Raw genomic sequence first — 23,698 nt, forward strand, 5'->3', positions numbered from 1 at the left:
GGCATAATTACTTAGTCTGTCAATATGCCGTATTGAGCAATCTCTTGTGCTGTCATCCAGTGTATATTTTCAGCTGATGCAGCCTCTAGGGTATACCAATAAAAGTCAGCAGGAATCCCCATGACGCTATAATAATCTAAGTATTTAATATGCTCTTGATGATCTCTTGGGTAATCAAGTGCAACTTTGCCGCTACCGTCACTCCAGGAGTGAACACCTAATCTAGCCCCTGCTTCGATGGTACGATTAACACCAGCTAAAAACATATCAGTACCGCCTGAGGCTACCATGCCATCAGTAGAAGTATTTTGAATATAGTGCAAGCTAATTAATAAATTCTATCGCGATAACGTTGTTATCCAATTTATCAACATTACCTTTACATAATTTATCGATGATTTTACATCTAGGTGTATGAACACCAAATTAATCTTGATCAAATTCTTTCATTGTAAGCTGATGCTCAAGTAGCTTTTGCATAGTGACATATCGGCTAACTCTAACTTTATGGTAGCAATGTCAGCAATTTTGCTGAATATAACAGGGTTATTATTTAACGGGCTGCCAGAATATTTTTTTGTATTAACCTCTTTATTTGATCTTTATTAATAAAATACTGTGCTTTTTCTTTACAAAGGACATTTGTTGCTTTACATTTATTTACAAGCAGGAAGTAAATACAAAGAACTATTTACGAAGCTTAGAAAGATAAATATAAATTTCTTACCGCTTTATAAAACACAGAATCAAAGTCAAACGGTGAGAGTAGCCAGAAATATGGAAGTTCTTGTGCTTATTTACTTGTTTGAATATTAATTATAAATACATAATAAACGCGGAAACTGTTTCGCTGGGGGAAGCAAGATGTCACAACAATTTAGGAAAACAAAAATAGCAACATATGTTTGCATGGCACTACCGTTAGCTGTTAGTACAAATGTATTAGCTTTTGAAGAGATCGCTGAAAATACAGTTGAAAATGTGGAAGTTATAGAAGTAACTGGCGTTCGCTCTAGTTTAACTTCTGCTCTAAATGCTAAAAAAAATTCTGATACCATATCTGATTCCATCATTGCCGAAGATATAGGCAAATCTTCTGATGAAAGTATTGGTGAAGCCCTTTCAAGAGTTGCTGGCGTTTCACTCAACAGGGGTGGTAATACTCAAACAGTAACCGTTCGAGGTATTCAGGCCTCATTAAATGATATAAAGCTCAACGGTGTTTCAATGACAAGTAACACTAATAGTCAAGCTGTTGATTTAATTTTGTTTTCAGCAGATATTTTAAGCCGAATTGATGTAGTTAAATCTCCTAATGCCAGTCAAGAAGAAGGCTCACTAGGTGCTTCTATTGAGCTTCAAACAGTTGCACCACTTTCAGTTCAGGAGAATACAAATGTTTTTAGTGCTGAAGCTCGATATAATGATTTAAGCGAAGAAACTTCGCCGAGATTTTCATACAGTTTTGTCAATAATTTGAGTGATCAAATAGGTTTCGCAGGCTCTCTTTTCTATGACAACCAAAATGAACGTAAAGATGAATTCAATACATTTAATGCCAACATACGAAAATATAAAGATGCAATCGATGCTGATACTGGCGAAGTAATTCCAGGCGATACTTGGGCTGTTCAACCTAACTTCTTTGTAAATAGGGTTTTGCTAGATGATAAAACTAAAATGGGCGGAACAGGAACATTTCAATACCGCCCTAATGATGATACCGATATTCGTTTAGATGGCACTTTTTCAAGACAAGAAATTGATCATGATCGTTCCATGACTCGAATTCACAATATTCACCGTCAACCTCATGTTATTACAATCGACCGCAATACCGGTGGTTCAAATAGTGTGGTTGAAGCAGAAGCAGCACGTATTGGTGGCTTGAATCAATCTGCAACTTGGTTAAATACGACAGATACACTGATCTTGGGTGCTGAAGTTGAGCATGCGTTGAATGACTTATGGTTACTGTCAGGTAGGGTTGGCTATTCATCGACCTCACAAGAATATACGAAGAATAATAAAGTTAATTGGACTCCTGCATTTACCCAGAACTTAGGTGCTGATGAACCTTGGTGTGGAATAAATTATGAGTATGGGCCTGAAGGGGACTATTTACCTGAATTAAATTTCTGTCGTGCCTATGATTCTATGGATGCCTCTACCATGAGAATGGATCAGTTGCGCTCTGATGTTCGAGAAGTTGAAGATGATAAACTTAGTCTCTATTTTGATGCCAATAGAGCGATAGACAATGATAATTTTACCACGTTAAGTTTTGGTATTAAATATACAGATAGAACAAAAGATGTATTAGCAGAAGAGGTACAAATAAAGAAAAATTCTTTTGAAAATCAAACGCCTATTTTAATGAGTGATGTAGATACATCTAACTTAACTGATGGCCATTATCTCTCTGGTATAGCGCCTTCAGGAACGGTACAAAATTGGCTTTACCCTGATATTAACCAAGCTATTAATTTAGCATTTCCAAATGGTATAGGTCCTGGCACGGATTATGAGTTTCAATCAAACCCGCTTAAAGCGTGGGAAGTGAATGAAAAAACTTACGGTGCTTATGTCCAGTTAGATTTCGAATTTTTAAATGGCGATATAACCGGTAACTTTGGTGTGAGGTACGCTAAAACAGAAGTAGAAGGTAATGGTTACTCTGGAGTGCGTTATGATGACAGATTAGCCTTCGTAGAAGGTGGTGACGGTTACGTTGTTGATCCAGTTTCAGATGAACATGATTACGACAATTGGTTACCAAGCGCCACTGTTAACTGGGCTTTAGAGGATGATCTCATACTTCGATTATCGGCTGCTCGCGTTTTAGCAAGACCTAGTATTGATAGTTTACGACCAAATAGTGATATTAAAGCACAAAACCTGAATGAAACACCTAATGGCTCTGGTGGTAATACTCAATTAGACCCTTTTCTTGCTGATCAGTTTGATTTGTCAATCGAATGGTACTTTAATGAATCATCTTTATTATCTGCAGCGTATTTTTATAAAGACTTCACTAGCTATACTTATGAAACGACAACAGAAAGACAATTTGAAAACACACTTACAGGTACCTGTATTATAGATCGCAGTGGTTATGTTGAAGAAGAACAATTAGATGCAACAGCGCCTTGTGCTAATATTGGTTATAATACAACCGTAAATGGTGGTAGTGCATCCATACAAGGACTTGAATTCGGTTATCAACAAAACTTTGACTTCTTACCAGGGGCATTTAAATACTTAGGTACACAGATTAACTATACCTATGCAGATAGTGAACAAATCGTTGATCCTGAAAACCCTGAGAATGTATTTAACGGACTGCCATTTTTAAATACTTCTGAGCACTCTGCTAATATTACAGCCTTTTGGGAAAATGAAAATATGAGTTACCGTTTAGCGTACTCATATAGAAGTGAGGCTGTACAGAAGACTTCAGATAGAAATAGTACCTTTATTCGTGATGCTCGTGGGGTCTTAGATTTTTCAGCTAATTTCAATGTTACGGATGATCTAACGCTAACATTTTCTGCAAATAATTTAACGGATACCTATGACACTACTTATAATGCAATCACTAACCCGGTAACGGGAGGTGTTCAGCATGAAGGTATTGTTCCAGAGTTTAATGGTGATTTGAATAATTTCTATGATAATAGAATTGGCTCATTACTTTATACAGGCAGAAGCTATCGATTAGCAGTTCGCTATACTTTCTAATTGAAACTAGTGAGTACAGATAAATGAATAAAAGGGCAGTTGATACTGCCCTTTTTTATGCTCCTTAGATAGCCACCTATAGCTTACAGTTCACTTTTTCGCTTCATATTCATCGGCAACGATCTTTCTCTTTCTCAATGTCGTGCAGTTGTTAGTTTATTTTCACTTTTAATTTTTGACCAATACATTTTTTCATTACATCACTTGGTGTTTATTCTTTACAAAGGTCACTTTTTGGGTTAATTTGTTTTAATTGGTATATTTCATCTTGTAACGATGAATTACTTAGACAAGCATCATTTAGCAATCTCTACAATTGACAAAGGCAGCCTTAATGAATTTTTTTAGTACTAGTAAAGAAAACCAACAAACTGGCAAGTCACCTTACTTTAGCTTTTCAGTATTAATGCCTGTGATCTTTTTGGCTTTTATTGGTGGGTGCAGTGAACAAAAAACTGATGAAGGCAAGTTAGTAGAAGCAAAACCGCTAAATGTACTTTTTATTTTAACTGATGATCAAGCCCCAGATACTGTGGCAGCTTTTGGTAATAAAAATATTAATACCCCAAGTTTAGATGCGCTTGCCAGCCAAGGTATGCGATTTAGCCATGTTTTTAATCAAGGAGCTTGGTCTGGCGCAGTGTGTTTGCCGAGTCGTCAAATGATTAATACTGGCAGACATTTGTATCGTACAGGTTTAGATGCGCGTGGTGTAAATGATGCAAGCTTTGCTGCTAAACATGAAACCTTTGGCGAAACCTTCAAAAAGTCTGGTTACGATACTTTTCAAACAGGAAAATGGCACCTTTCTATGGAGGTGTGGCGTCGGAGTTTTACTCATGGTAAAGCAATCCATAAAAATGGTATGTCTCGTCATGAAAAAGGCGGACATTGGGATGCAGAATTTACCGATTTTGATAGTACAAAACAGGGTGAACAGGCATTCGTTGATTACAAAGGTGGTAAACATACTAGTGAAGTAGTTGCTGATGCTGCAGTTAATTTTCTTACTCAACGTAATGATAGTAGCAATCCCTTTATGATGTATGTTGGCTTTTTAGCCCCACATGACCCATTACATGCACCTGATGAATATCTAGCTCGTTACCCTGAAAAAGACATACAACTACCAAAAAACTTTGAAAAATATCATCCATTTGATCAAGGTGATTATTACCTTCGTGATGAAGTTTTAGCTGGCTTTCCTCGTTCACCTAAAGAGATACAAAGCAAGATCAGTAAATATTACGCCATGATAGAGCATACCGATGCACAAATTGGTCGCATACTAAAGCAGCTTGAGGTGTCTGGTCAGGCTGAGAATACGGTTATTATCTACACTTCCGATCACGGCTTAGCAATGGGTCGTCATGGCTTAATGGGTAAACAAAACCAATATGATCACAGTGTACGCGCACCGTATATTGTAAAAGGTCCAAATATACCTGCAGGTAAAACAGCTCCTGGCATGTTTTATTTAAACAGTGTTTACCCTACGGCGGCAGAGCTAGCTGGTTTACCTATTCCTGCAAGCGTTGATGCGCCCAGTATAGTGCCTCTAATCAACGGTGATAAAGAGGTAGCCTTTGATACCGTATTTGGTGCTTATCGTCATTTTCAACGTATGGTTCGTAGCCAAAATTACAAGCTTATTTATTACCCTATGATTAAACGAACCCAGTTATTTAATATGAAGTCTGATCCCTTAGAGATGCATGATTTAAGTGCTAACCCTGAGTATGAACAACGCATTGCTAATATGATGTCGGAATTAGCCCGTTGGCAAAAAGTAGTTGATGATCCACTTGATTTCTCTGAACCAGAAGCTAGTTACGATGAATTTTTGCAACTAACTTGGGACTAACTTGAGATGATTTTTACTATAAAAACAAAAATGAATATCGTTAAACGATCAAGTAATCAAAAAGTCGAGGCAGCAAATATGCAAAAGAAAAAAGCCCAATCAAAGCTATCTAAACAGTTAACATTCTTAGCACTATTGCCAATGATATCTGTAGGCTCCAGTGTTGGTAAAGTTTACGCTGCCCAATCAGCAAATGAAGCACTTGATACTAATCAGCCTAATATTGTTTTTATTATGTCAGACGATCATGCTGCCAATGCGATATCAAGTTATCAGGGCAGACTATCATCGGTTTTTAAAACCCCTAATATCGATAGGTTAGCTACTAATGGTGTGCGTTTTAACGGCATGTATGCCAATAACGCTATTTGTTCACCAAGCCGTGCGGCTATCTTAACGGGTCAGTACAGCCATACCAATGGTGTGAAAACGCTAGCTGATCCACTTGATCGTGACAAAGATAATGTTGCTAAACAGTTACAATCTGCAGGTTATCAAACGGCCATTGTCGGTAAATGGCATTTAAAAACACAGCCTGCAGGTTTTGACTACTATAACGTCTTGCCAAATCAAGGTGAGTATTTTGATCCCAAATTAAAAGAAATAGGTCAGAAATGGCAAGATGGTAAAAAAGGCGGTGAAGTTCACCCTGGTTATGTTACTGATGTTATTACCGATGTTAGCTTAAATTGGTTGAACAATCGTGATGAAGATAAACCGTTCATGTTAATGATCAACCACAAAGCACCACATGGCTTATGGCAGCCAGCAAAGCGTCACGAAAACTTTTTGGCGGATGTTAAAATTCCTGAGCCGGATAGTTTATATCATCGTGGTAAGCATGGGCCAACGGATGCGGTAATTATTGACGGTAAAGCAGGACAGCAGTTTGGCTCGTCTGTTTCTCGTCGCATGGAAGGCCGTGGTCTCGTAACACGTATGTTAGATAAGAACTGGCCAACAGGCCCACTCGAGCTTGAAAGTTACGATTGGAATACTGTTGTTTCTGCAGCATATCAAAAATATTTGAAGGATTATTTACGCACTATCAAAGCAGTTGATGAAAATGTTGGCCGAGTATTAGATTACCTTGATGCAAATGGCTTAACAGAAAACACTCTGATTATTTATACCTCTGATCAAGGCATGATGTTAGGAGAACATGATTATTATGATAAGCGCTGGATTTATGAAGAATCAATTCAGATGCCATTTTTAGTTCAAGCTCCTAAGTCATATTCCACAAAAGAAAAAGCGATAGGGAAAACATCAGAGGCATTATTCTTAAATATTGACATAGCGCCAACGTTACTTGATTTGGCAGGCGTGAATAAACCAATTGCTATGCAAGGACAAAGTTTTAAAGCTGTACTCACGCAGCCAGAAATGGCCCATGGCAGGGATGCTATCTATTACCGTTATTGGCTACATATGGCACATCATACTATTCCCGCGCATTATGGTATTCGTACTAAAACTCATAAACTTGCTTTTTTCTATGGTTTACCATTGGATGCCAATGGCGCTATGCCTGCAACTACGCCGCCATATTGGGAGCTCTATGACTTAGAAAACGATCCCAAAGAGATGAATAATTTATACCCTAGTAAGCAAAGCTCAGGAATAAAAGTAAAATTAAAAGCGCAATTGAGCCAGATAAAAATTGATATCGGAGATACTGATGAGCAGTATCCGAGCTTGATGGCAGTTAAAGCTCAGCATTGGGGTAAGTAACTCATGACAACCTCAGGAAAATTGAAAGTTAAATTATTGCTAACAGCGGTTGGTTTAATTGCAGGTCTTAGCCTAGTAGCTCCAGTTATAGCGGTCGACTATTATGTTGCGACTAATGGTAATGACAATAATCAAGGAACTATAGACAAGCCACTTAAGAGTATTCAAGCGGCTGCAGATAAGATGAAAGCTGGCGATATTACTTATATCCGTAAAGGCCAATATTTTGAGCAAGTTAATCTGTCTGGAGTAGAGGGTAATAAAGAAAAACCTTTTGTATTTAAAGCTTACCAAGGTGAAAAAGTTACTTTAGATGGCACTATTGCTATCAAAAACAAGTGGCAAAAGCACAGCGGCCATATTTATAAAACAACCTTAGCTGAACCTGTTTGGCAGTTGTTTGTTAATGAAAAAAGTATGACATCAGCACGATGGCCAAACGGCAATTGGTATGATGGCTCGGTTTGGAATAAAAAACGCTCGATGATGTGGCCTGAAAAAGGTAAAGGAAAATTTGGTACCTTATATAATAAAGCGTTGAGTGATTTAGCCGTTGATTTAACGGGTGCGACTATCGTGGTTAATTCAGGCTCATTTAAAACCTACCAGAAAAAGATAACCGAACACAGAAAAGGGCAAGATCATTTTTCATATGACACCACTCAGACCAAAGTGCACTTTAGTTATAAAAACAAAATACATAAACATGGTTACTTTTTAGAGGGCAAATTAGCCTTACTCGACGAAGAAAATGAATGGTTTTATGATGTAAAAAGCAAGCAGCTTTATTTGTGGGCGGAGCAGGGTGTCAATCCTGAAATACTAAATATACGCGGCAAGGTGCAAAGTTACGCTTTGACCGTTAGACATTCAAAACATATCAATTTTCAAGGTATAAATTTTTTCGCTACGACTTTTAATATGACTCAAAGCAGTTTTATTAACGTGGAAGATAGCGAGCTAATGTACCCTTCTTATTCTAAACGAATGTTAGGGGATAATTCACCGATTGAAGTCACTAAGATGCTGGTTCAAAAAGAGCACAGTCTTAGCAACAATCAATTAAAAAACTGTAAAATTGCCTATACGGATGGTCCTGCTATTGAGATGAACGGCACAGGTAATCGGGTAGAAAACTGTTATATGCATAACATTGATTACAGTTGTACTTATAAAGGCGGCTACACCTTAAATATGGTTGATGCTAAAGAGTTAATATTTAGACGAAACACTATTCATACCACGGGCTGTTCAGAGCTATTTAAAGCTGGCGTAAGAAATCATATTGAGTTGAATGACTTATCTGATTCAGGGCACATACAAAATGATGGCTCAATGATTCAGTTAAGTGTCAAACAACAAGATAATGGCATAGTTCGCTATAACTGGGTTCATGACAGCATTAAACAAGGCATTCGCTTTGATAATATGAACATACCTAATTCACCATACGGCAGAAATGGTCAAGTTTCTCATAATGTGTCTTGGCAGACCGATCGTATGTTTTTTAAGGGTGATAACCATTTTGTCTTTAATAACTTAAGCTTTGATAGTCATCAAAATGACTTAATTGTCAGCAGTAATAAGGCAATTCAAGGACATAATCATAAAACAATCACTCGCAACAATATTAGTAATAAATTTTCAGGTCACAGAACTAAGCCTCGCCAAAACTATCCTGTACCGGGCATTGTTGATCATAACTGGGATGGTGTATCGCTAGGTCTAGATGTTCGCTCACAATTACGTGATGTTGATAATTTAGATTTTCGCCCAAAAGCAAATTCATCTTTGATTGATGCGGGAGCAAATATTAAAGGAAAAACGGGTGTCTTTCTTGGCAAAGCACCTGATATTGGACCTTATGAGTTTGGCGCTTTAGATTACTGGATTCCGGGATTTCAAGACAGAAAAACCTCAAAACCTGTGCCTCCAATTTTAGCTACTAACGTTAAGCTAGATGCTGATTTAATGTGGTTAAATGCTTATAAATCAGCATCTCAACAAGTCTATTTTGGTGAGGATTTCAGTGCCGTTAAGCAAGCAAACAATAAATCACCGCAATATCAGGGGGAATTTCAACACAATATTTTTACCCCAAAAGCACTCAAAGCCGGAAAAACTTATTATTGGCGAGTTGATGCTTTACGCGAAGGTAAAATGATTAAAGGTGAAGTTTGGTCGTTTACGGTCATGCAATAAAAACTAAGAAAAATAATTGTCCGCAGCACAGTAACAAGTGTTGAGAATTTTAATTAATTAAGTAATTGGAAGTATTATGATAAAGAAACTGTTTTCACCTGCAATACTGGTTACGGTATGTACAAGTGCTTTGCTGGCGGCTTGTAATCAAACCCCTGAAGAAAGCGAGCAATCTTCCCGCGGTCTTGAGTTATATGTTTCACCGCAAGGGCAGCAAGGTGCTTTGGGTACGCAAGCAGCACCTTTTAAAACCATTGCTGGCGCTAGAGATGCTATTCGTCAATTAGACGATCTTCAACGACAACAAGACATAACCGTTTGGCTTCGTGGTGGCACCTATACGTTGAATGAAACCTTAGTGCTAAATCGACAAGATGGTGGTCAAGGTGATAATTTTGTAAATTATCGAGCCTACCCTGAAGAAACAGCTATTATCTCCAGTGGTAAAGCTGTAGTAGGTTGGAGCAAGCTATCAACGGAAGTTGAAGGTTTACCAGAAATTGCCAAAAATAAAGTGTGGGTTGCCGATGTTACTCGAGCAGAGTTTGGTCGTTTTACGGCCTTATTTACAGGTGACAAACGTTTACCACGTGCTCGCAGTGATCGTTTTGATGGTATAAAACCTACTGGCTATGAAATAGCTGACTCGCGCAATGTTATGCATAAGAAAGACCGTCACCTTTTAAAAGAAATCCGATATGTTGAAGGAGCTCCTATTCGTGATTGGAAAAACCTTGATGATATCGAAGTCTTTTTCAACCCAGTTCCTTGGGCATTAAATTTTATCCCCTTAGAAGCAATTGACTTAAAACAGCAACTACTAACGCTTAAGTATGAAGCTAATGCGCCAGCATTTTCACAAAATAGCCCATGGGCAATTATTGAAAATGCGGTTGATTTTATCGATGAAGCAGGGGAGTGGGCGCATAATAGTCTCACAGGAAAGTTGTATTACTGGCCACATGATAATAAAAAGCCCAGTGATATTACTATTCCTCAGTTAAAGGAACTCGTTCGCGTTGAAGGTGACATTGACTATGATGGCCCCGTTGATCAGCCGGTTAAAAATATTAGCTTTGAAGGGCTTACTTTTACACAAGCTAAACGTTCAACTTGGTCCAAAGATCATAAGGGGTGGGGCATACAGCATGACTGGGACACTTTTGATACAGGTAATGCCATGTTACGCTTTCGTGGTGCAGAGAATATGCAAGTACTTGCTAACCATTTTACTAATTCTGCCGGTTCAGCTATTCGTTTAGATTTACATGCACAAAACATCACTATTAAAGATAACTTAATTGATTATGTTGGTCACATGGGGGTTCTACTTGCAGGTTACGGTCCTGGTATTAAGGATGTAAATCACCACAATACTATTACTAATAATATTATCCATCATGTTGGTGAAATTATTTGGCATGGTCATGCTATTTTTGCATGGCAAAGTGGGAGTAATGTCATTTCGAATAACTGGATTCATCATGTACCACGCAAGGCTGTAGGTGTTGCTGGCCCGCGCGTGCAAATATTAATGAAGAAAAATGAAGACTTTGATGAAGCAGCGAAAACTATTCGTTGGAATGAAATTGATTTAGATGTTGAATATAGTGATGATACCCAAGCTCATTTTATGCCGTATTTACATGCTAAAAATAACATTATTGAAAATAACAAAGTAACTAAAACCTTATTACAATTACATGATGGCGCATCTATTAATGTTTCTGGTGCAGGTGAAGGCAATATCATCCGTCATAACTATATATACGATGTTGATTATATTGGTGCGCGTACCGATGATTGGCAACGTGGTACAGTTACTACACAAAATATTTTTGAAAATGCCGGCACAGGAATTGTGCATAAAGATTATAACCACATTACTAATAACATATTCATCAATACTAATGGTGAAGCAATTCGAATGCGTGCTTTCCCACGCCAATACTTTAAGCCGGATTCTGTTATTCAACATAACATTTTCACCCAAGGTCGAAGACCACCTTATGGTGCGCGTGACTTGTGGAATACCACGGAATTTTTTGCGACTAAACGAGGTACTAAACCAATACCATACGAGTATTCATTAGATTTTAATACTTATGCATTTAGTGGTGCAGATAAGTTTTTGCAAAGTCATAAACAAAATGGAGTAGAAGCAAATTCCATTGCTACTGAACAGCAGCAGTTTATAGATGTTGAAAACAAAGACTATCGATTAGTAACAGGTGCGAAAGCATTAGAAACAGGTTTTAAACCCTTTGATGTTTCTATGGACTCTTTTGGTGTAACTAAGGACTATCCTAAGCATTTATTAGCATTAGATCGTGACACCATGCAATGGGGTGGTGAAACAATTCTTCATGGTGGTTTAGAAGGTGTGCAAAAAAACGTGCATTAAAGCCTAGGCATTAGCTGATAATTTATATCATTTGTCAGTTAATAAGGCTGATGTCTACTCAGCGCTTTTATTTACAGCAGACTCATTTTGCTACAGGAGTAAAATGAGTCAACTCAAACTTGCTTAGAAGACCTGCAAAAGAAGTATATATCTTAAATTTTCAATCATATGACTTGGCAATAACAATCTTATTGAAAGAATTTATTCTGAAACCAGATACTAGATACAAGATCGTCACTGCCTCTTTCATTTAGTATTGAATACTTTGGTGTGTTCGGTGGTGTTTGAACAATCTCAGTAGTCTAGCTACTTGTGATAGAAATATAAGTATAACACTCTATTATTTAACTTGTTCAAGATGTTTTTTTTATATAAAAAGCTGATTTTGTTTCTTTGATGTAACTGTGTTATTCAATTGAGGATTAATAAATGTTTAGGTTATTCAAAACTGCTTTACTCGCGAGTCTTTTAAGTTTTTTGTCGATACCAATATTTGCTGTTGAGACAAATCAGATGCGTCCAACTATTGCTGAAAAAATGCAAAAAGTTGAAATAGAGTCTGCGATCAAAAAATGGCAAGCCATGCGTTTTGGCTTATTTATTCATTTTGGTGCATACGCTGATTTGGGCGGTATTTGGCAAGGGAGGCAAATAGAAAAACTAGGTGAACAAATTCAGCGCCATGCTGATATTTCTCAGCATGATTATCAAAAAGTGGTTAAAAACTTTAACCCAAGTAATTTTGATGCTGATGCCATTGTGAAACTCGCTAAACATGCTGGCATGCGTTATATCGTATTAACTACCAAGCATCATGACGGTTTCTCCATGTTTGAGTCCCAACATACCGATTTTGATATTGTTGATTATACCCCTTATAAAAAAGACTTATTAAAAGCGTTAGCTGAGGCGACTAAACGACATGGTTTAAAACTTGGCTTATATTATTCAACACCCGACTGGCATTTTAATGGACCATACCCTGAACGTAACCCTAGTGATGGCAAGATCAGTGTCTTTGGTAAAGTATCAAAAGCAAATGAAGACTTCCAAGTAGCGCAGCTTGAAGAGTTAATGACTAATTACGGTGATATTGTTGAAGTGTTTTTTGATATGGGGGAGCCTACACTGGAGCAGAGCAAACGTTTTCGAGAGGTAGTGAAAAAGTATCAACCTAATGCACTCATCAATGGTCGAATTATGAATAATCAAGGAGACTTTTTGACCATGCCGGACAACCATGTGCCAGATTCTCCTATTACGGATTATCCATGGGAAACTCCGGGCACTTTCTATCATACATGGGGTTATAAGTCTTGGGTCAAAGGGTTACCCCTAGAAACTCAGATTACTGCTCAAGTACGTAAATTATCCGATATTGCTAGTATGGGAGGAAATTTTCTACTCAATATTGGTCCTAAAGGAGATGGCAGTATTTTAGCGTACGAACAAGATGTTTTAGTTGGCATTGGAAAATGGTTAGATAAAAACAGTGCCGCGATTTTTGATACTGGCTTAAATCCTTTTCTGAAATTGGACTGGGGACAAGTGTCAACAAAAAACAAGTCGCTTTATTTGCACATCCACCATTGGCCATTAGGCAATAAATTAGTATTGCCTGGTTTGGTAAATAAGGTGAAACAAGTCAGCTTGCTAACTGATAGTAATAATAAATTATTATTCACTCAGCAACAGGATGACGTCATTATTGATTTAACGTCTAGCAAACAAGACCCTTATTTAACTATCTTAAAGTTAGATTATCATGGCGGTTTGAAAATAGTGCCTAGACATAGCTCAGTCAATGAAAAGGGTATTATTATCTTGACCGGAGAACAAGCAACTAAGCAAGAAAAGTTTGGTAAGGAAAGTTACCGATCTATGCTAAAAGATTTCTCTCGCCGTTGGTATGTAAAGGTGCCAACTGCAGGTAGCTATCAAGTAAAAATAAGCTACAAAATGCACTTTAAAGAGAAAGATTTTATTTTGATGAGCCCCAATGATGAATTGGCTTTTAGCCTTAAAGGCCAGAAAGGAACAGCGGAAAATTCTCAGGTATTCGATGGAAATGAAGAGACTTTTGAAACCACCAATAATGTCGGCAAAAATTATCATAGTATCATTGGTAATTTACACTTTAGTGCAGCAGGTATTCAAAAAGTTACTTTAAAGCAAGGACAGCTCTTCGAACTAAAAGCGAGTACTAATGCATTTAAGGCTCAAGATCAGCGCTATCGAGCAATGAATATAGAGATAGATTCAATAGAGTTACTTACACCAAAAAATTGATTTTTGTTTCTATTAAAGCTTTGGCTAGACGGCTAAGAAGTTACCCAATACAGACAGTCTCAATATTTTTGAACTGAGCTAAAGTTTCACTGGTTTAATCATTTCATTGATCAATTGATGCGTAATAATTGATTGTATTCATACTGGCTTGCAATAGTGTTTTGATTGCTACTAGCGAAAAAGTATCTTTAAACTGGGTGATCATTATTGACATTTTTTCTTACCTATTATAGTGTTTGTTATAAATAAAGGTCACTATTGGTGCTTGTAGCATTTATCAATATTAATATAATATGTGAGGGTAATATGAAAAGAGCTAGTTCAATAGTAAGAAAACATCGAGCATCAGAAAAAGTATATGTACCTGCCAATGCTCGCGATAACCACTATATTATTGCTGAGATGCCACTAACTGATACGCTGATTAAGCTAATGGGTGAAGAAATAAAATTATCATCTGATCAACCTTATCTGAAGTTTTATCAGAGCTTAGCCAAATTGGTTTGGGATGTGGTCGAAGAGTGCAATATCGAACATGCTAATTTTGTTGCTAATAATCGTTTAGTACGTGTAAGAAATAGTGATGAACAACAGGTTTTACACACAGATAAACAATCCTTTTTCTTTTATAACCCTATGAATAATAGCACTTTCAAGGGCTATTTTGATGGTGCAATACGGTCTAATAAAGTTAAATTTTTGTTTTTAGCGACCGGTGAAAACCTGCGTGAAGGTGCGGCTAAGTTTCATCAAAAAGTTTATAAAGCGGTAAGAGAAATATCTCAACGTATTGGTCTTAAACAAGGTGAGTTGAAAGTGCGTGATCATCAGCACCTTACGTATGATATTTTTGCCAGAGAGAAAGGGAGTAGAGAAAGTATTAGTCATACTTTTCGTGAAATCTCGACTCGCTATTTACAGCAAGAGGTAGTGATTGAGGGCGATTATAGTGCCGTAACCTATGCTGTAGTTAGTGTGCCTATGACGAGACGTTTGTTAAAAGGCACAGAAATAGACTATGAAGATAATAAGCCCTTTTCATTGTTGTATGAAAAAATTTACCAGGCTTTTACTGAGTCAAATTTAAAAAATCATATTAACCGTGCGACTATGATAGCTAACGGTTTATCCCCCATTGTTCGTTATGATGAAAATGAAAGAGTTATCGTTAATGGGGACATTATTTCGCTAGGTTATAACCCAAGTGATGCAAGCGGCAAGATTAATTGTCAATGGGAAGCTGAAAAGTTAGTTGACACAATTCGGTTGGTCTTTTTTGCTACAGATTTAGATCAAAGCCACAAGACCTACGGCAAGTTTGTTAATCAAGTTGTCAAGTCTGTAGAAAATATGGCAGAAATACTTGATTGGAAAAGAGATAAAGATTATATGCTTATGCGCATGAATCAACAACTTGTTCGGCGAATCTAGTTTGGCTTTTCACTACGTACACAGGTTTTCATGTGCAGGAATGTGGATACTAGTAGCTTGAGTAAAACGTTATAAAAATAGCATAAAATTATGAAACAATTGTACGGTATTGAGATTGACTACAATTGCACTTGGTTAGATAGGTAAATGGGCAGAGCGTAAAAGATGACTGAAAAGAATTCATTTCCAAAAGTAATATTTGGTACTAGCAGTTTAGGTAATTTATTTGTTGAGTTAGACAGTGTGACTAAAAATCAGCTGGTGAAAGCGGCAGTGGAGAGTAGTCCTAATACTCCTGTGTTTGATAGCGCAGGTAAATATGGTGCTGGTTTGGCATTAGAGTCGTTAGCAGCAGGCCTTAAGGCGCAAGGAGTCTCTCCTAGTGCTGTGAAAATTAGTAACAAGCTTGGCTGGAAGCGCGTGCCATTAAAAACTTCTGAACCTACCTTTGAACCAGGAGCATGGATAAATCTGAAACACGATGCGGTACAAGATATTTCATATCAAGGCATACTTGACTGTTACCAACAGGGTAATGAGTTGCTCGGTGATTATGAGGCAAAAATTGTTTCTATTCATGATCCTGATGAATACCTTGCTCGTGCCGAAAATAAAGCTGATTTAGTAAAGCGAGAACAAGACATTCTTGATGCGTATAAAGCGCTGATAGAACTTCGCGATGCAGGTAAAGTCGACTCAGTTGGTGTTGGCGCAAAAGATGTCAGTATTATCGACTTTATCAGTGATCATATCCAACTTGATTGGGCTATGTTTGCTTGCTCGGTAACACCGTATACGCATGAAGCATCGACAATATTGCTGTTAAAGAAATTAAATAAGCAAGGTGTTAAAGTGATTAATTCAGCAGTATTCAATGCAGGCTTTTTGATTGGAAGTGATAACTTTGATTATAAAAAAATAAGTAGAGAAACACATGCCAAAGAATTTGCCTGGCGAGATAAATTTAATGCTTTGTGTGAAGAGTTCGAAATAAAACCAGCAGAGGCGTGTGTGCAATTTTCATTTTTATTTGATGGGATTGTATCGATAGCCTTGAATTCTAGCTCACCTAAAAGGATTAAGAGTAATATCTTATTAGCAGAAGCGAAGGTTCCAGATAAATTCTGGCAAGCGATGAAAAGTCATGGGTTAATTTCAATATAGTCAGCTACTCTAACCTTATTTTTTAGTATAGCCCTTACTCCGATAAGTGAAGGGTTATATGTTTTGTATTTTCCCTCGTTTATTAACCCTTGGCGTCAAGTACCACTGAGTTATAAGTAGTTGACGCTAACAGGCTAACTTCCAGCATGCTAGTGCTGCCAAATCATCCAGCGTCGACAATTCTCTTCAATTCTAGTTCAATGTTAAGCAGAGCACTTTGCTTTTGAACCACGAAAGCAAGGCTGTTAATTTAGGTATATATCTCGTTGTCTGACTTTAGATAAACCTAATGATGAAACTCATCTTATGATGCCGCTTTAATCGTTATCTGGCATATGCCGCTAATGCTTTTGTATGAATGTAGATCTTAACTACAGGCCTTATGATGTAGAGTCATTTGGTCACATGAATTATGTCGGATAGAGCGAAATAGCTTATGCCGTAGATTATTAAGGCTTATCTAATGACTAAAAAAAGCAGTGCTTTTAAAGCACTGCTTTTGAGTTTTACTTTTTATGTAAATAATTACTTCTTAAGTCTTTGGTGTTGAACCAGAGACATTAATATAGCTAATCCGAACAAGATGACTGTTTGTGGTTCTGGAACAGAGGTAATTGACATTGAATCACTATCTATGTCAGATAGGTTGAACGCGAAAGGTTCGTAAAATTCAATATTAGAAAATGAAAAATTAGAAGTTCCTACAGCTGAAGCTGTCAATTCGAAGCTGGCCAAAACAAAATTGCTAGCATCTGCTATTGTCAGTATCGGTTCAAAAATACCAAAATAACTAAATGCTAGTCCGTTTGGAAACTCGGTAACTGCATACGAAAAAGGGTCTAACGGGGTTATATCACTAGTAAAACTTGTTGAATCGTAACTAAATAAACTCGTATCGAAATTTAAGTCGAAATTAAATAGGTCTGTCGTAATATCGTTAGCAATTATATCGACCTGTATTTTCTCTCCAATTACCACTTCGGTATCAGACAGGTTTATTGAAATTAACCCCGCATGGGCATTAAAACTTAAAATAAATGTAACTAAAGCTATTATTTTTTTCATATGAATTCCTAATAATTTATATTTAATGCGTTGCTATAGAGCACATCGGTTACGTGTACATAAGTTAACTAATGCGCGCACATCTAAACCATTAATAGTGCCATCGCCATTAATATCGAATGCCAAATTAACTGGTAATCGAGCTCTTAGTGCAGACATTAGGCCTCTAATGTCGTTGTTATCTATATCGCCATCTTCATCCCAATCACCTTGTAAACCAGCAGTTTTAAATTGCCATAAATCGCCAGAAACGGTGCCTGAAGGTGTCACCGCATCTACACGCCAGTAATAATTTTGGTTAGGTTGCAATGTACCAGGGTCAAAAATATTGTTGGTTAGGGTGCTTACTAATGCGAGGCTAGCTTCATTTTTACCTAAGTAAACATGATAGCTTGTTGCTTGATATGCTGGTCGCCAAATTAAATCGGCGGTTAATGCAATATTTTCGCTTGCTAACGAGGGTATTGCGCCTGTAGTTTTAGCTTCACGACGACCAGGATACCAATAATTGTTTATACCTGAACGGTAGCTTCCTGAATAGGTTAAAACCCCACCATGATGTGCTGTTAAATCAGCATCGGTAATAGCATCACCTGTATGTAAAGCGGAATAGGTTGTTGGCCTAAAGTCATTGTTTTTAGGATCGCGTAACTGTTTAGATACTAAGGTGCCAATGTCATTTGCGTTGAAGTTGTAACCATATTCAACTCTATCAAGAATATCTGCAACTGAAGCCCTTTGACTTGAAATAACATCTCCGGCATTGTTTGTGATAATACTGCCACGGTTTGCTCCACCTAACACCCCTCCAACATTGGCATCATCTAGGATAATTAAATCACTACGCTTAGCTTCTTTTGTATCAAAAACAGTATTGTGATAAACACGGTGATCTTCACCTTTGACCATCATGCCATTAGCATTCCATATCACGTTATGATGGGCTAGTGAATCACTGCCATAAATCCGAGCCGGAATTGGCGCATCAAAACGGATCCCATATTTACTTGAATCATGTAGCCAATTATATCTAACAACAGAGCCTCTTTGCCCAGGAATTCTTAGTTGAATTAAAGCGCCATCACTCTGTGCAAAGCCTGTATCAGAGATATCATTGTATTCAACGGTAATTACACCGCCATCGACACCAGTATATTTACCTTTTCCTTTCGGTGGAGCATACGTTGTTGCAATTGTTTCAGAAGTTCCTGCGGTTTTGATGGTGTTTTGACGAAAAGTTGAATAGTTTCCGTGGAACACTAGAGAGGAGCTTGGTGCATAAGTTTCTGTTGCGGCCCAATCAATATTTTCAAAAAGAGAGTTTTCAACGAGCGTTTTATTTCCTCTCATTAATAGACCCTGTCCATCAACATTTCTCATCGTGATATTACGTACTATATTCTTGCTATCATGAGTTGGGGTTAAGTTATTTGAAGCAATGAAAAGTATCTCAGATTTTTGTCCTACTTCACCTAATGCTCGACGTGATGAACCACCATATTCAAAGTTTGCATTTTCCAAAGTAAAGCTTTCACAACTACCGCAACGTAATGATTCTGCAAATACATCGATATTTTTAATGGTTGCATGCTCCCATCCGCCAATATCAAAAGCGTAAGCTTGTCTCTTAGCTCTAATTTTTTGCGTTGGTGCACCAGATGAAGAATATAAATAAGCGGTCTTGGTTTCTTTATTAAAGTACCACTCATTATCATTATCAAGTAACTCAATAAGACCTTCTACATAGTAGTAAAAGTGCTTTTGATTTTTCCAGATTCGTTTAGTGGCTTGATATTCGAAACTATTAGAGTTTTCTGTATGATCAGTTATCCTTTTAGTCCATGTATCAAAGCTACCAACATTAGCAACCACTATTGCATCTGTCAGGTTGATATCTCGTAGGTTTTCGTCACTGGCTAATGAATTATCAACCATTAACCCTGATGCGTTACCGCTAGTATTCGCATGTGCCCAACTATTTCTAGTGTATATTGAGGCAATGCCATCTTTAGCATCACCAAAACGAGCATTTGGCCATCGAGCGTTGTTTTTTTCTTGCCAGGTATCACCCTCTTCAACAAATAACTGCCAAATATCTTCTCCAATATACTTACTGTAAATATTACCGCCTTCATTGTGCCAGTCGTTAGAAATATCTATCGAGCCATCGAAGAGCACTTTCTCATCTTGGTAGGCTTGCACGGTAATTGGACGGGTAGGTGATCCCTTAACACCACTTCTAGTGACAGTCTCTGTATATCTACCTTCTCTTAATTGAATAGTATATGGAGATCTATCTTCGCCGCGGTTATATTTTGTTTCGGCATAATCAAGAGCATCATTGATCCTTTTAAAAGGGTGAGTGATAGACCCATCAACTCCAGCAGCTCCTTTTAATTGTCCACTTAGTGGATCAACAAAAATGTCTTTATCTTCTGCTGCAATAGCTAAGGGGTTTATTAGACTGGATAAAATGACGAGCAATTTAAACTTTTTAAAAGTGGGAGGGTGCATGTGTGCCTCTTATTATATTTTATGATTATTAATAAATGTGTTTTCTATAGGTAAAACACACCCACCTTGTGCGTTGTATAAATAAAAGTCAATTTAATTTGTTTTGATATGAGTTTTTAACTGGACATTTTTTATTTTTATATATAATAATCATTTTCATGATGGAAAGGGGGGCTAAGCAAGGTAAAAGGCAAAAATTTGATATAAATTTATGTATTAATTCCGATAAAGACATAAAGAATTGATACAGCATTAATAAATCAATGTTACTATTAATAAACAACACCTAGGTATGTTATACCTAATTTAGGACGAGAGGGAATGTTATTGTGAATGTTCAAAGTTACCTTATTCAAGAAACAGTAAATGGAATTTTAACGGAAATTTCTGACTTCCAAGAGGGTGAAATGCTGGTATTAAAAGATAATACTTTGGCAAAGAAACTTAAAGTGAGTAGAACAACCATTCGTACAGCAATCACTGAGCTGGAAACAAAGGGTATTGTCGAAATTAATGGTTCACATAAACAAGTGCTTAGGTCACCGAACAGTTCAGATTACTTTGATACTAGTAATAGTGTTTCTTCGAAAGAGGAAATAATTGAAAAATATTTTTTAGATTTGATTAATCGTGGAAAGCTTCTACCTGGTGATAAGTTTTCTGAATTAGAGTTAGCCAAATCATCAGGTTGTAATACTATTACAGTACGTGAATTTTTAATTAAATTCTCTCGCTTTGGTCTGATAGAAAAAAGTCCTAGAGCCAAATGGCAGATGGTTAAGTTTGATGAAAAATTTGCGCTAGAATTGGTTGAATTTAGGCGAATACTAGAAATGAACTCTATTACTCAATTACTAGCCGTACCTGAAGGTGACGCTGTTTGGAGTGAATTAAGTGAATTATTGGATAAACATCTTGCTGTGCTTGAAGATGTTGAAAACCGATACACTGAATTGAGTGAGTTGGATCGTAAATTCCATTTTATTGTGCAGCGTGCATCTGATAATAGATTCTTTATGCAATTTTTTGATGTAGTTTCACTGATATGTCATTACCACTATCAATGGAATAAAGGAGATGAATTAGAGCGAAATAAAGTTGCGTTAGAAGAGCATGTTGAGATTATTACCCAGCTATTGGCTCATAATACTTCAGGTGTCATTATCGCTATGGAAACCCATTTAAATACAGCGAAGAAAACCTTACTACGTTCCGCACATGGTTTAGAATAAGGCTATATAGTTTACCTATAAACTATAATAAAGGGCGCATAGTCCTTTTTTATTACGTTCTATTAAGCTCGTTAAATGGGTAAGAGTAGCTCTAACAGCGTTGATTTAATGATATGTGGTATTTGGTACTTATTGCTTCCAAAGCTGACTTTGTACAGTAATAGCCTTATCCCAACTTAACTCTTGTCTTTTGCGATACTTCGGATCGTTATCTTGTTTAGGTTGTGCCTTTGCAACGTTAACTAAGGCTATTTTTGCTGCGACAATTTTAGGTTCTTTACTATCAATTAAATTAACCTTTTCTTCAGGATCATTTTGTAAATCCACTAGCTTTTCAAAAGCAAGTTGAGGTGAGGCTTTTACATAGAGTTTGTATCTTTTATCGCGGATAACTCGATCTCTAAAAATATATTTATTTTCAACCCCTTGATTTGATACTTCAGCCTCATTTTTGCCACCCATAGATAGAATTGAGTTGCGTGATCCATCTGCTTCTTGATTAAGAATATAAGGGGCAAAGGATTTACCATCTAATTTGTAGCTCTTTGGAATATCAGCCTCAGCTAAGTCGGCAAGTGTTGGCAATATATCGGTGAAGTCTATTAAGGTATCGCTCACTACGCTTGTTGGTACAAGACCAGGTGCACTGACAATAAATGGGGAGTTGATACCATTTTCAGTGGTTAACATTTTACCACCACGAACTTTACGCCCATTAAGTGTGCCAACTAGACCCTTATTGGTGCCATTATCTGTTGTCCAAATAATGATGGTATTTTCATGCTCTCCCATCGCTTCAAGTCGTTTGATCATTTTAGCTAAAATATAATCAGCATATTCAACCATGGCTTTATGCTTATCAATATTGCTGGCTAATTTAGTTTTATGGGGTGTAGTGGTGTAAGGAGCATGGGGCAAATTCATAGCGAAATACGCGAACCAAGGTTGCTCTTTATTTTTATTAATGAAGTTTAATAAAAACTCAGAAAAAATATCTTCACCAAACTTACCGGTATAAGTTCTACTACCTGTTTTGGTGTGAATGTAAGGATCCCAATAACGTTTGGCACTGGCAGGCACACCAGTTTCATAACCTGTCCACATAGCATAGTCATCAAAGCCGTGTTTGCTCATAGCTTTTGGTTCAATCCGAAAATCATTTACCTGCCATTTACCAGCAGCGGCTGTTGCGTAACCTGAATCATTCAAAACTTTTGCCACACTTTGGTTTTGTTGCCAATCCAGATAAGCTTGTCCCCACCGAGGTGTATCCCAATGGTTGACCCAACCATTGTGGTACGGATATTGTCCCGTGATTAAAGAAACACGAGAAGGCGTGCATTGTGGATGCGACCAGACATTATCGAATCGAATTCCTTGATCGGCTAATTGATCAATATTAGGCGTTTTTATATCTTCTGCACCATAGGCACTTACCCATTCTTTACCTAAGTCATCGGCCAGAATAAAGAGTATGTTAGGTCTTTTATCTTCATTCTGTATGCCATCAGCACTTGCAACTGCTGCTAGGGTGAAAGAGCTGAAGATACTTAGCGAAATTAAAGCGTTTATATGTAACTTTTTCATTATATCATCTTTATTGTATGTATCGTGCTCAAGGTACTTTATGGTCTGAGGGAAGATAGTTGTTATTATTGGTTATGGCTGCTCAGTTAGTTTGAAAATTTCTTCCATAGGTAGCCACTTTTCACCCGCTTTAGCCCATGGTAAAGCTTGTTGAAATTGCCACATTAAGGTTTCCCATCTTTGCACTTCTGGGCATAGCGCATCAGCTTTGGCTTTGGTGGCAGCATCAAATGAATTATCGACTTCCATAATCATAAACAAACGATTTTCAATTAAGTAAATCTCCATTTCAACAATGCCGGCATCACGAATGCTTTTAGCTACGGCAGGGAAACCCTTTCCTGGCTTGTGGTATTCTTTATATTTTTTGATTAGCTCAGGGTTGTTTTTTAAATCTGTCGCTAAACAATGGCGGATAGTTTTCATAGTGTTTCCTTAGTAAAACTGAGTCCCTTCTGCATGTGCTTTACG

The 23,698-nt window shown here is 37.3% G+C and carries 14 protein-coding genes; 9 read left to right on the top strand and 5 right to left on the bottom strand.

The features are described 5' to 3' along the window. Positions 1-11 precede the first annotated feature (11 nt). Positions 12-323, bottom strand: coding sequence for a hypothetical protein (locus ND2E_RS12225; RefSeq protein WP_052056445.1), 312 nt, complete (start codon positions 321-323; stop codon positions 12-14). 541 nt (positions 324-864) lie between these two features. Between ND2E_RS12225 and ND2E_RS12220 the strand changes: the two genes are divergently transcribed. The 8 genes from ND2E_RS12220 to ND2E_RS12190 all read left to right on the top strand — a co-directional run bounded on the left by ND2E_RS12220 (position 865) and on the right by ND2E_RS12190 (position 16,829). Continuing rightward, positions 865-3,741: a TonB-dependent receptor gene (locus ND2E_RS12220; RefSeq protein ID WP_081962023.1), complete on the top strand. Its 2,877-nt coding sequence runs from the start codon at positions 865-867 to the stop codon at positions 3,739-3,741. 334 nt (positions 3,742-4,075) lie between these two features. Then, on the top strand, positions 4,076-5,605 hold the full coding sequence (locus ND2E_RS12215; RefSeq protein ID WP_081962024.1) for a sulfatase-like hydrolase/transferase: 1,530 nt from the start codon (positions 4,076-4,078) through the stop codon (positions 5,603-5,605). Positions 5,606-5,683: 78 nt separating this feature from the next. Next, the gene (locus ND2E_RS12210) at positions 5,684-7,339 is read left to right on the top strand and encodes a sulfatase family protein (RefSeq protein ID WP_223303589.1); all 1,656 of its coding nucleotides are present in this window, start codon (positions 5,684-5,686) and stop codon (positions 7,337-7,339) included. Positions 7,340-7,342: 3 nt separating this feature from the next. Further along, a complete protein-coding gene (locus ND2E_RS12205; RefSeq protein WP_033093607.1) occupies positions 7,343-9,541 on the top strand; it encodes a right-handed parallel beta-helix repeat-containing protein in 2,199 nt (732 codons plus the stop codon). Between the two features lie 76 nt (positions 9,542-9,617). Continuing rightward, the gene (locus ND2E_RS12200; protein ID WP_033093608.1) at positions 9,618-11,945 is read left to right on the top strand and encodes a right-handed parallel beta-helix repeat-containing protein; all 2,328 of its coding nucleotides are present in this window, start codon (positions 9,618-9,620) and stop codon (positions 11,943-11,945) included. A gap of 429 nt (positions 11,946-12,374) precedes the next feature. Beyond that, positions 12,375-14,234 (top strand): alpha-L-fucosidase, encoded by a 1,860-nt coding sequence (locus ND2E_RS22385; protein ID WP_052056449.1) that lies wholly within the window; start codon positions 12,375-12,377, stop codon positions 14,232-14,234. Between the two features lie 306 nt (positions 14,235-14,540). Continuing rightward, positions 14,541-15,665 (top strand): DUF3083 family protein, encoded by a 1,125-nt coding sequence (locus tag ND2E_RS12195; protein WP_033093748.1) that lies wholly within the window; start codon positions 14,541-14,543, stop codon positions 15,663-15,665. Between the two features lie 165 nt (positions 15,666-15,830). Next, positions 15,831-16,829 (top strand): aldo/keto reductase, encoded by a 999-nt coding sequence (locus ND2E_RS12190; protein ID WP_033093609.1) that lies wholly within the window; start codon positions 15,831-15,833, stop codon positions 16,827-16,829. Positions 16,830-17,354: 525 nt separating this feature from the next. On the opposite strand, the gene ND2E_RS12185 is transcribed toward ND2E_RS12190, so the two are convergent. After that, positions 17,355-17,894, bottom strand: coding sequence for a hypothetical protein (locus ND2E_RS12185; RefSeq protein WP_033093610.1), 540 nt, complete (start codon positions 17,892-17,894; stop codon positions 17,355-17,357). Between the two features lie 33 nt (positions 17,895-17,927). After that, positions 17,928-20,408 carry a hypothetical protein gene (locus tag ND2E_RS12180; RefSeq protein ID WP_033093611.1) on the bottom strand — a complete coding sequence of 827 codons (2,481 nt, stop codon included), beginning with the start codon at positions 20,406-20,408 and terminating at the stop codon, positions 17,928-17,930. A 329-nt stretch (positions 20,409-20,737) separates the two neighbouring features. Between ND2E_RS12180 and ND2E_RS12175 the strand changes: the two genes are divergently transcribed. Continuing rightward, entirely contained in the window at positions 20,738-21,640 is a 903-nt protein-coding gene (locus ND2E_RS12175) for a GntR family transcriptional regulator (protein ID WP_033093612.1), read from the top strand. A gap of 129 nt (positions 21,641-21,769) precedes the next feature. Here the strand turns inward: ND2E_RS12175 and ND2E_RS12170 are convergent, their stop codons facing one another. Beyond that, positions 21,770-23,227, bottom strand: coding sequence for a sulfatase-like hydrolase/transferase (locus tag ND2E_RS12170; RefSeq protein ID WP_033093613.1), 1,458 nt, complete (start codon positions 23,225-23,227; stop codon positions 21,770-21,772). Between the two features lie 72 nt (positions 23,228-23,299). After that, the gene (locus ND2E_RS12165) at positions 23,300-23,653 is read right to left on the bottom strand and encodes an L-rhamnose mutarotase (RefSeq protein WP_033093614.1); all 354 of its coding nucleotides are present in this window, start codon (positions 23,651-23,653) and stop codon (positions 23,300-23,302) included. Positions 23,654-23,698 lie beyond the last annotated feature (45 nt).

The sequence above is a fragment of the Colwellia psychrerythraea genome (genome assembly GCF_000764225.1).
GTDB lineage: Bacteria > Pseudomonadota > Gammaproteobacteria > Enterobacterales > Alteromonadaceae > Colwellia > Colwellia psychrerythraea_D.

Coding starts and splice junctions, on each gene's coding strand:
- ND2E_RS12180 (WP_033093611.1), bottom strand. CDS start 20,408: ATGCACCCTCCCACTTTTAAAAAGTTTAAATTGCTCGTCATTTTATCC.
- ND2E_RS12205 (WP_033093607.1), top strand. CDS start 7,343: ATGACAACCTCAGGAAAATTGAAAGTTAAATTATTGCTAACAGCGGTT.
- ND2E_RS12185 (WP_033093610.1), bottom strand. CDS start 17,894: ATGAAAAAAATAATAGCTTTAGTTACATTTATTTTAAGTTTTAATGCC.
- ND2E_RS12190 (WP_033093609.1), top strand. CDS start 15,831: ATGACTGAAAAGAATTCATTTCCAAAAGTAATATTTGGTACTAGCAGT.
- ND2E_RS12165 (WP_033093614.1), bottom strand. CDS start 23,653: ATGAAAACTATCCGCCATTGTTTAGCGACAGATTTAAAAAACAACCCT.
- ND2E_RS12195 (WP_033093748.1), top strand. CDS start 14,541: ATGAAAAGAGCTAGTTCAATAGTAAGAAAACATCGAGCATCAGAAAAA.
- ND2E_RS22385 (WP_052056449.1), top strand. CDS start 12,375: ATGTTTAGGTTATTCAAAACTGCTTTACTCGCGAGTCTTTTAAGTTTT.
- ND2E_RS12210 (WP_223303589.1), top strand. CDS start 5,684: ATGCAAAAGAAAAAAGCCCAATCAAAGCTATCTAAACAGTTAACATTC.
- ND2E_RS12170 (WP_033093613.1), bottom strand. CDS start 23,227: ATGAAAAAGTTACATATAAACGCTTTAATTTCGCTAAGTATCTTCAGC.
- ND2E_RS12215 (WP_081962024.1), top strand. CDS start 4,076: ATGAATTTTTTTAGTACTAGTAAAGAAAACCAACAAACTGGCAAGTCA.
- ND2E_RS12220 (WP_081962023.1), top strand. CDS start 865: ATGTCACAACAATTTAGGAAAACAAAAATAGCAACATATGTTTGCATG.
- ND2E_RS12200 (WP_033093608.1), top strand. CDS start 9,618: ATGATAAAGAAACTGTTTTCACCTGCAATACTGGTTACGGTATGTACA.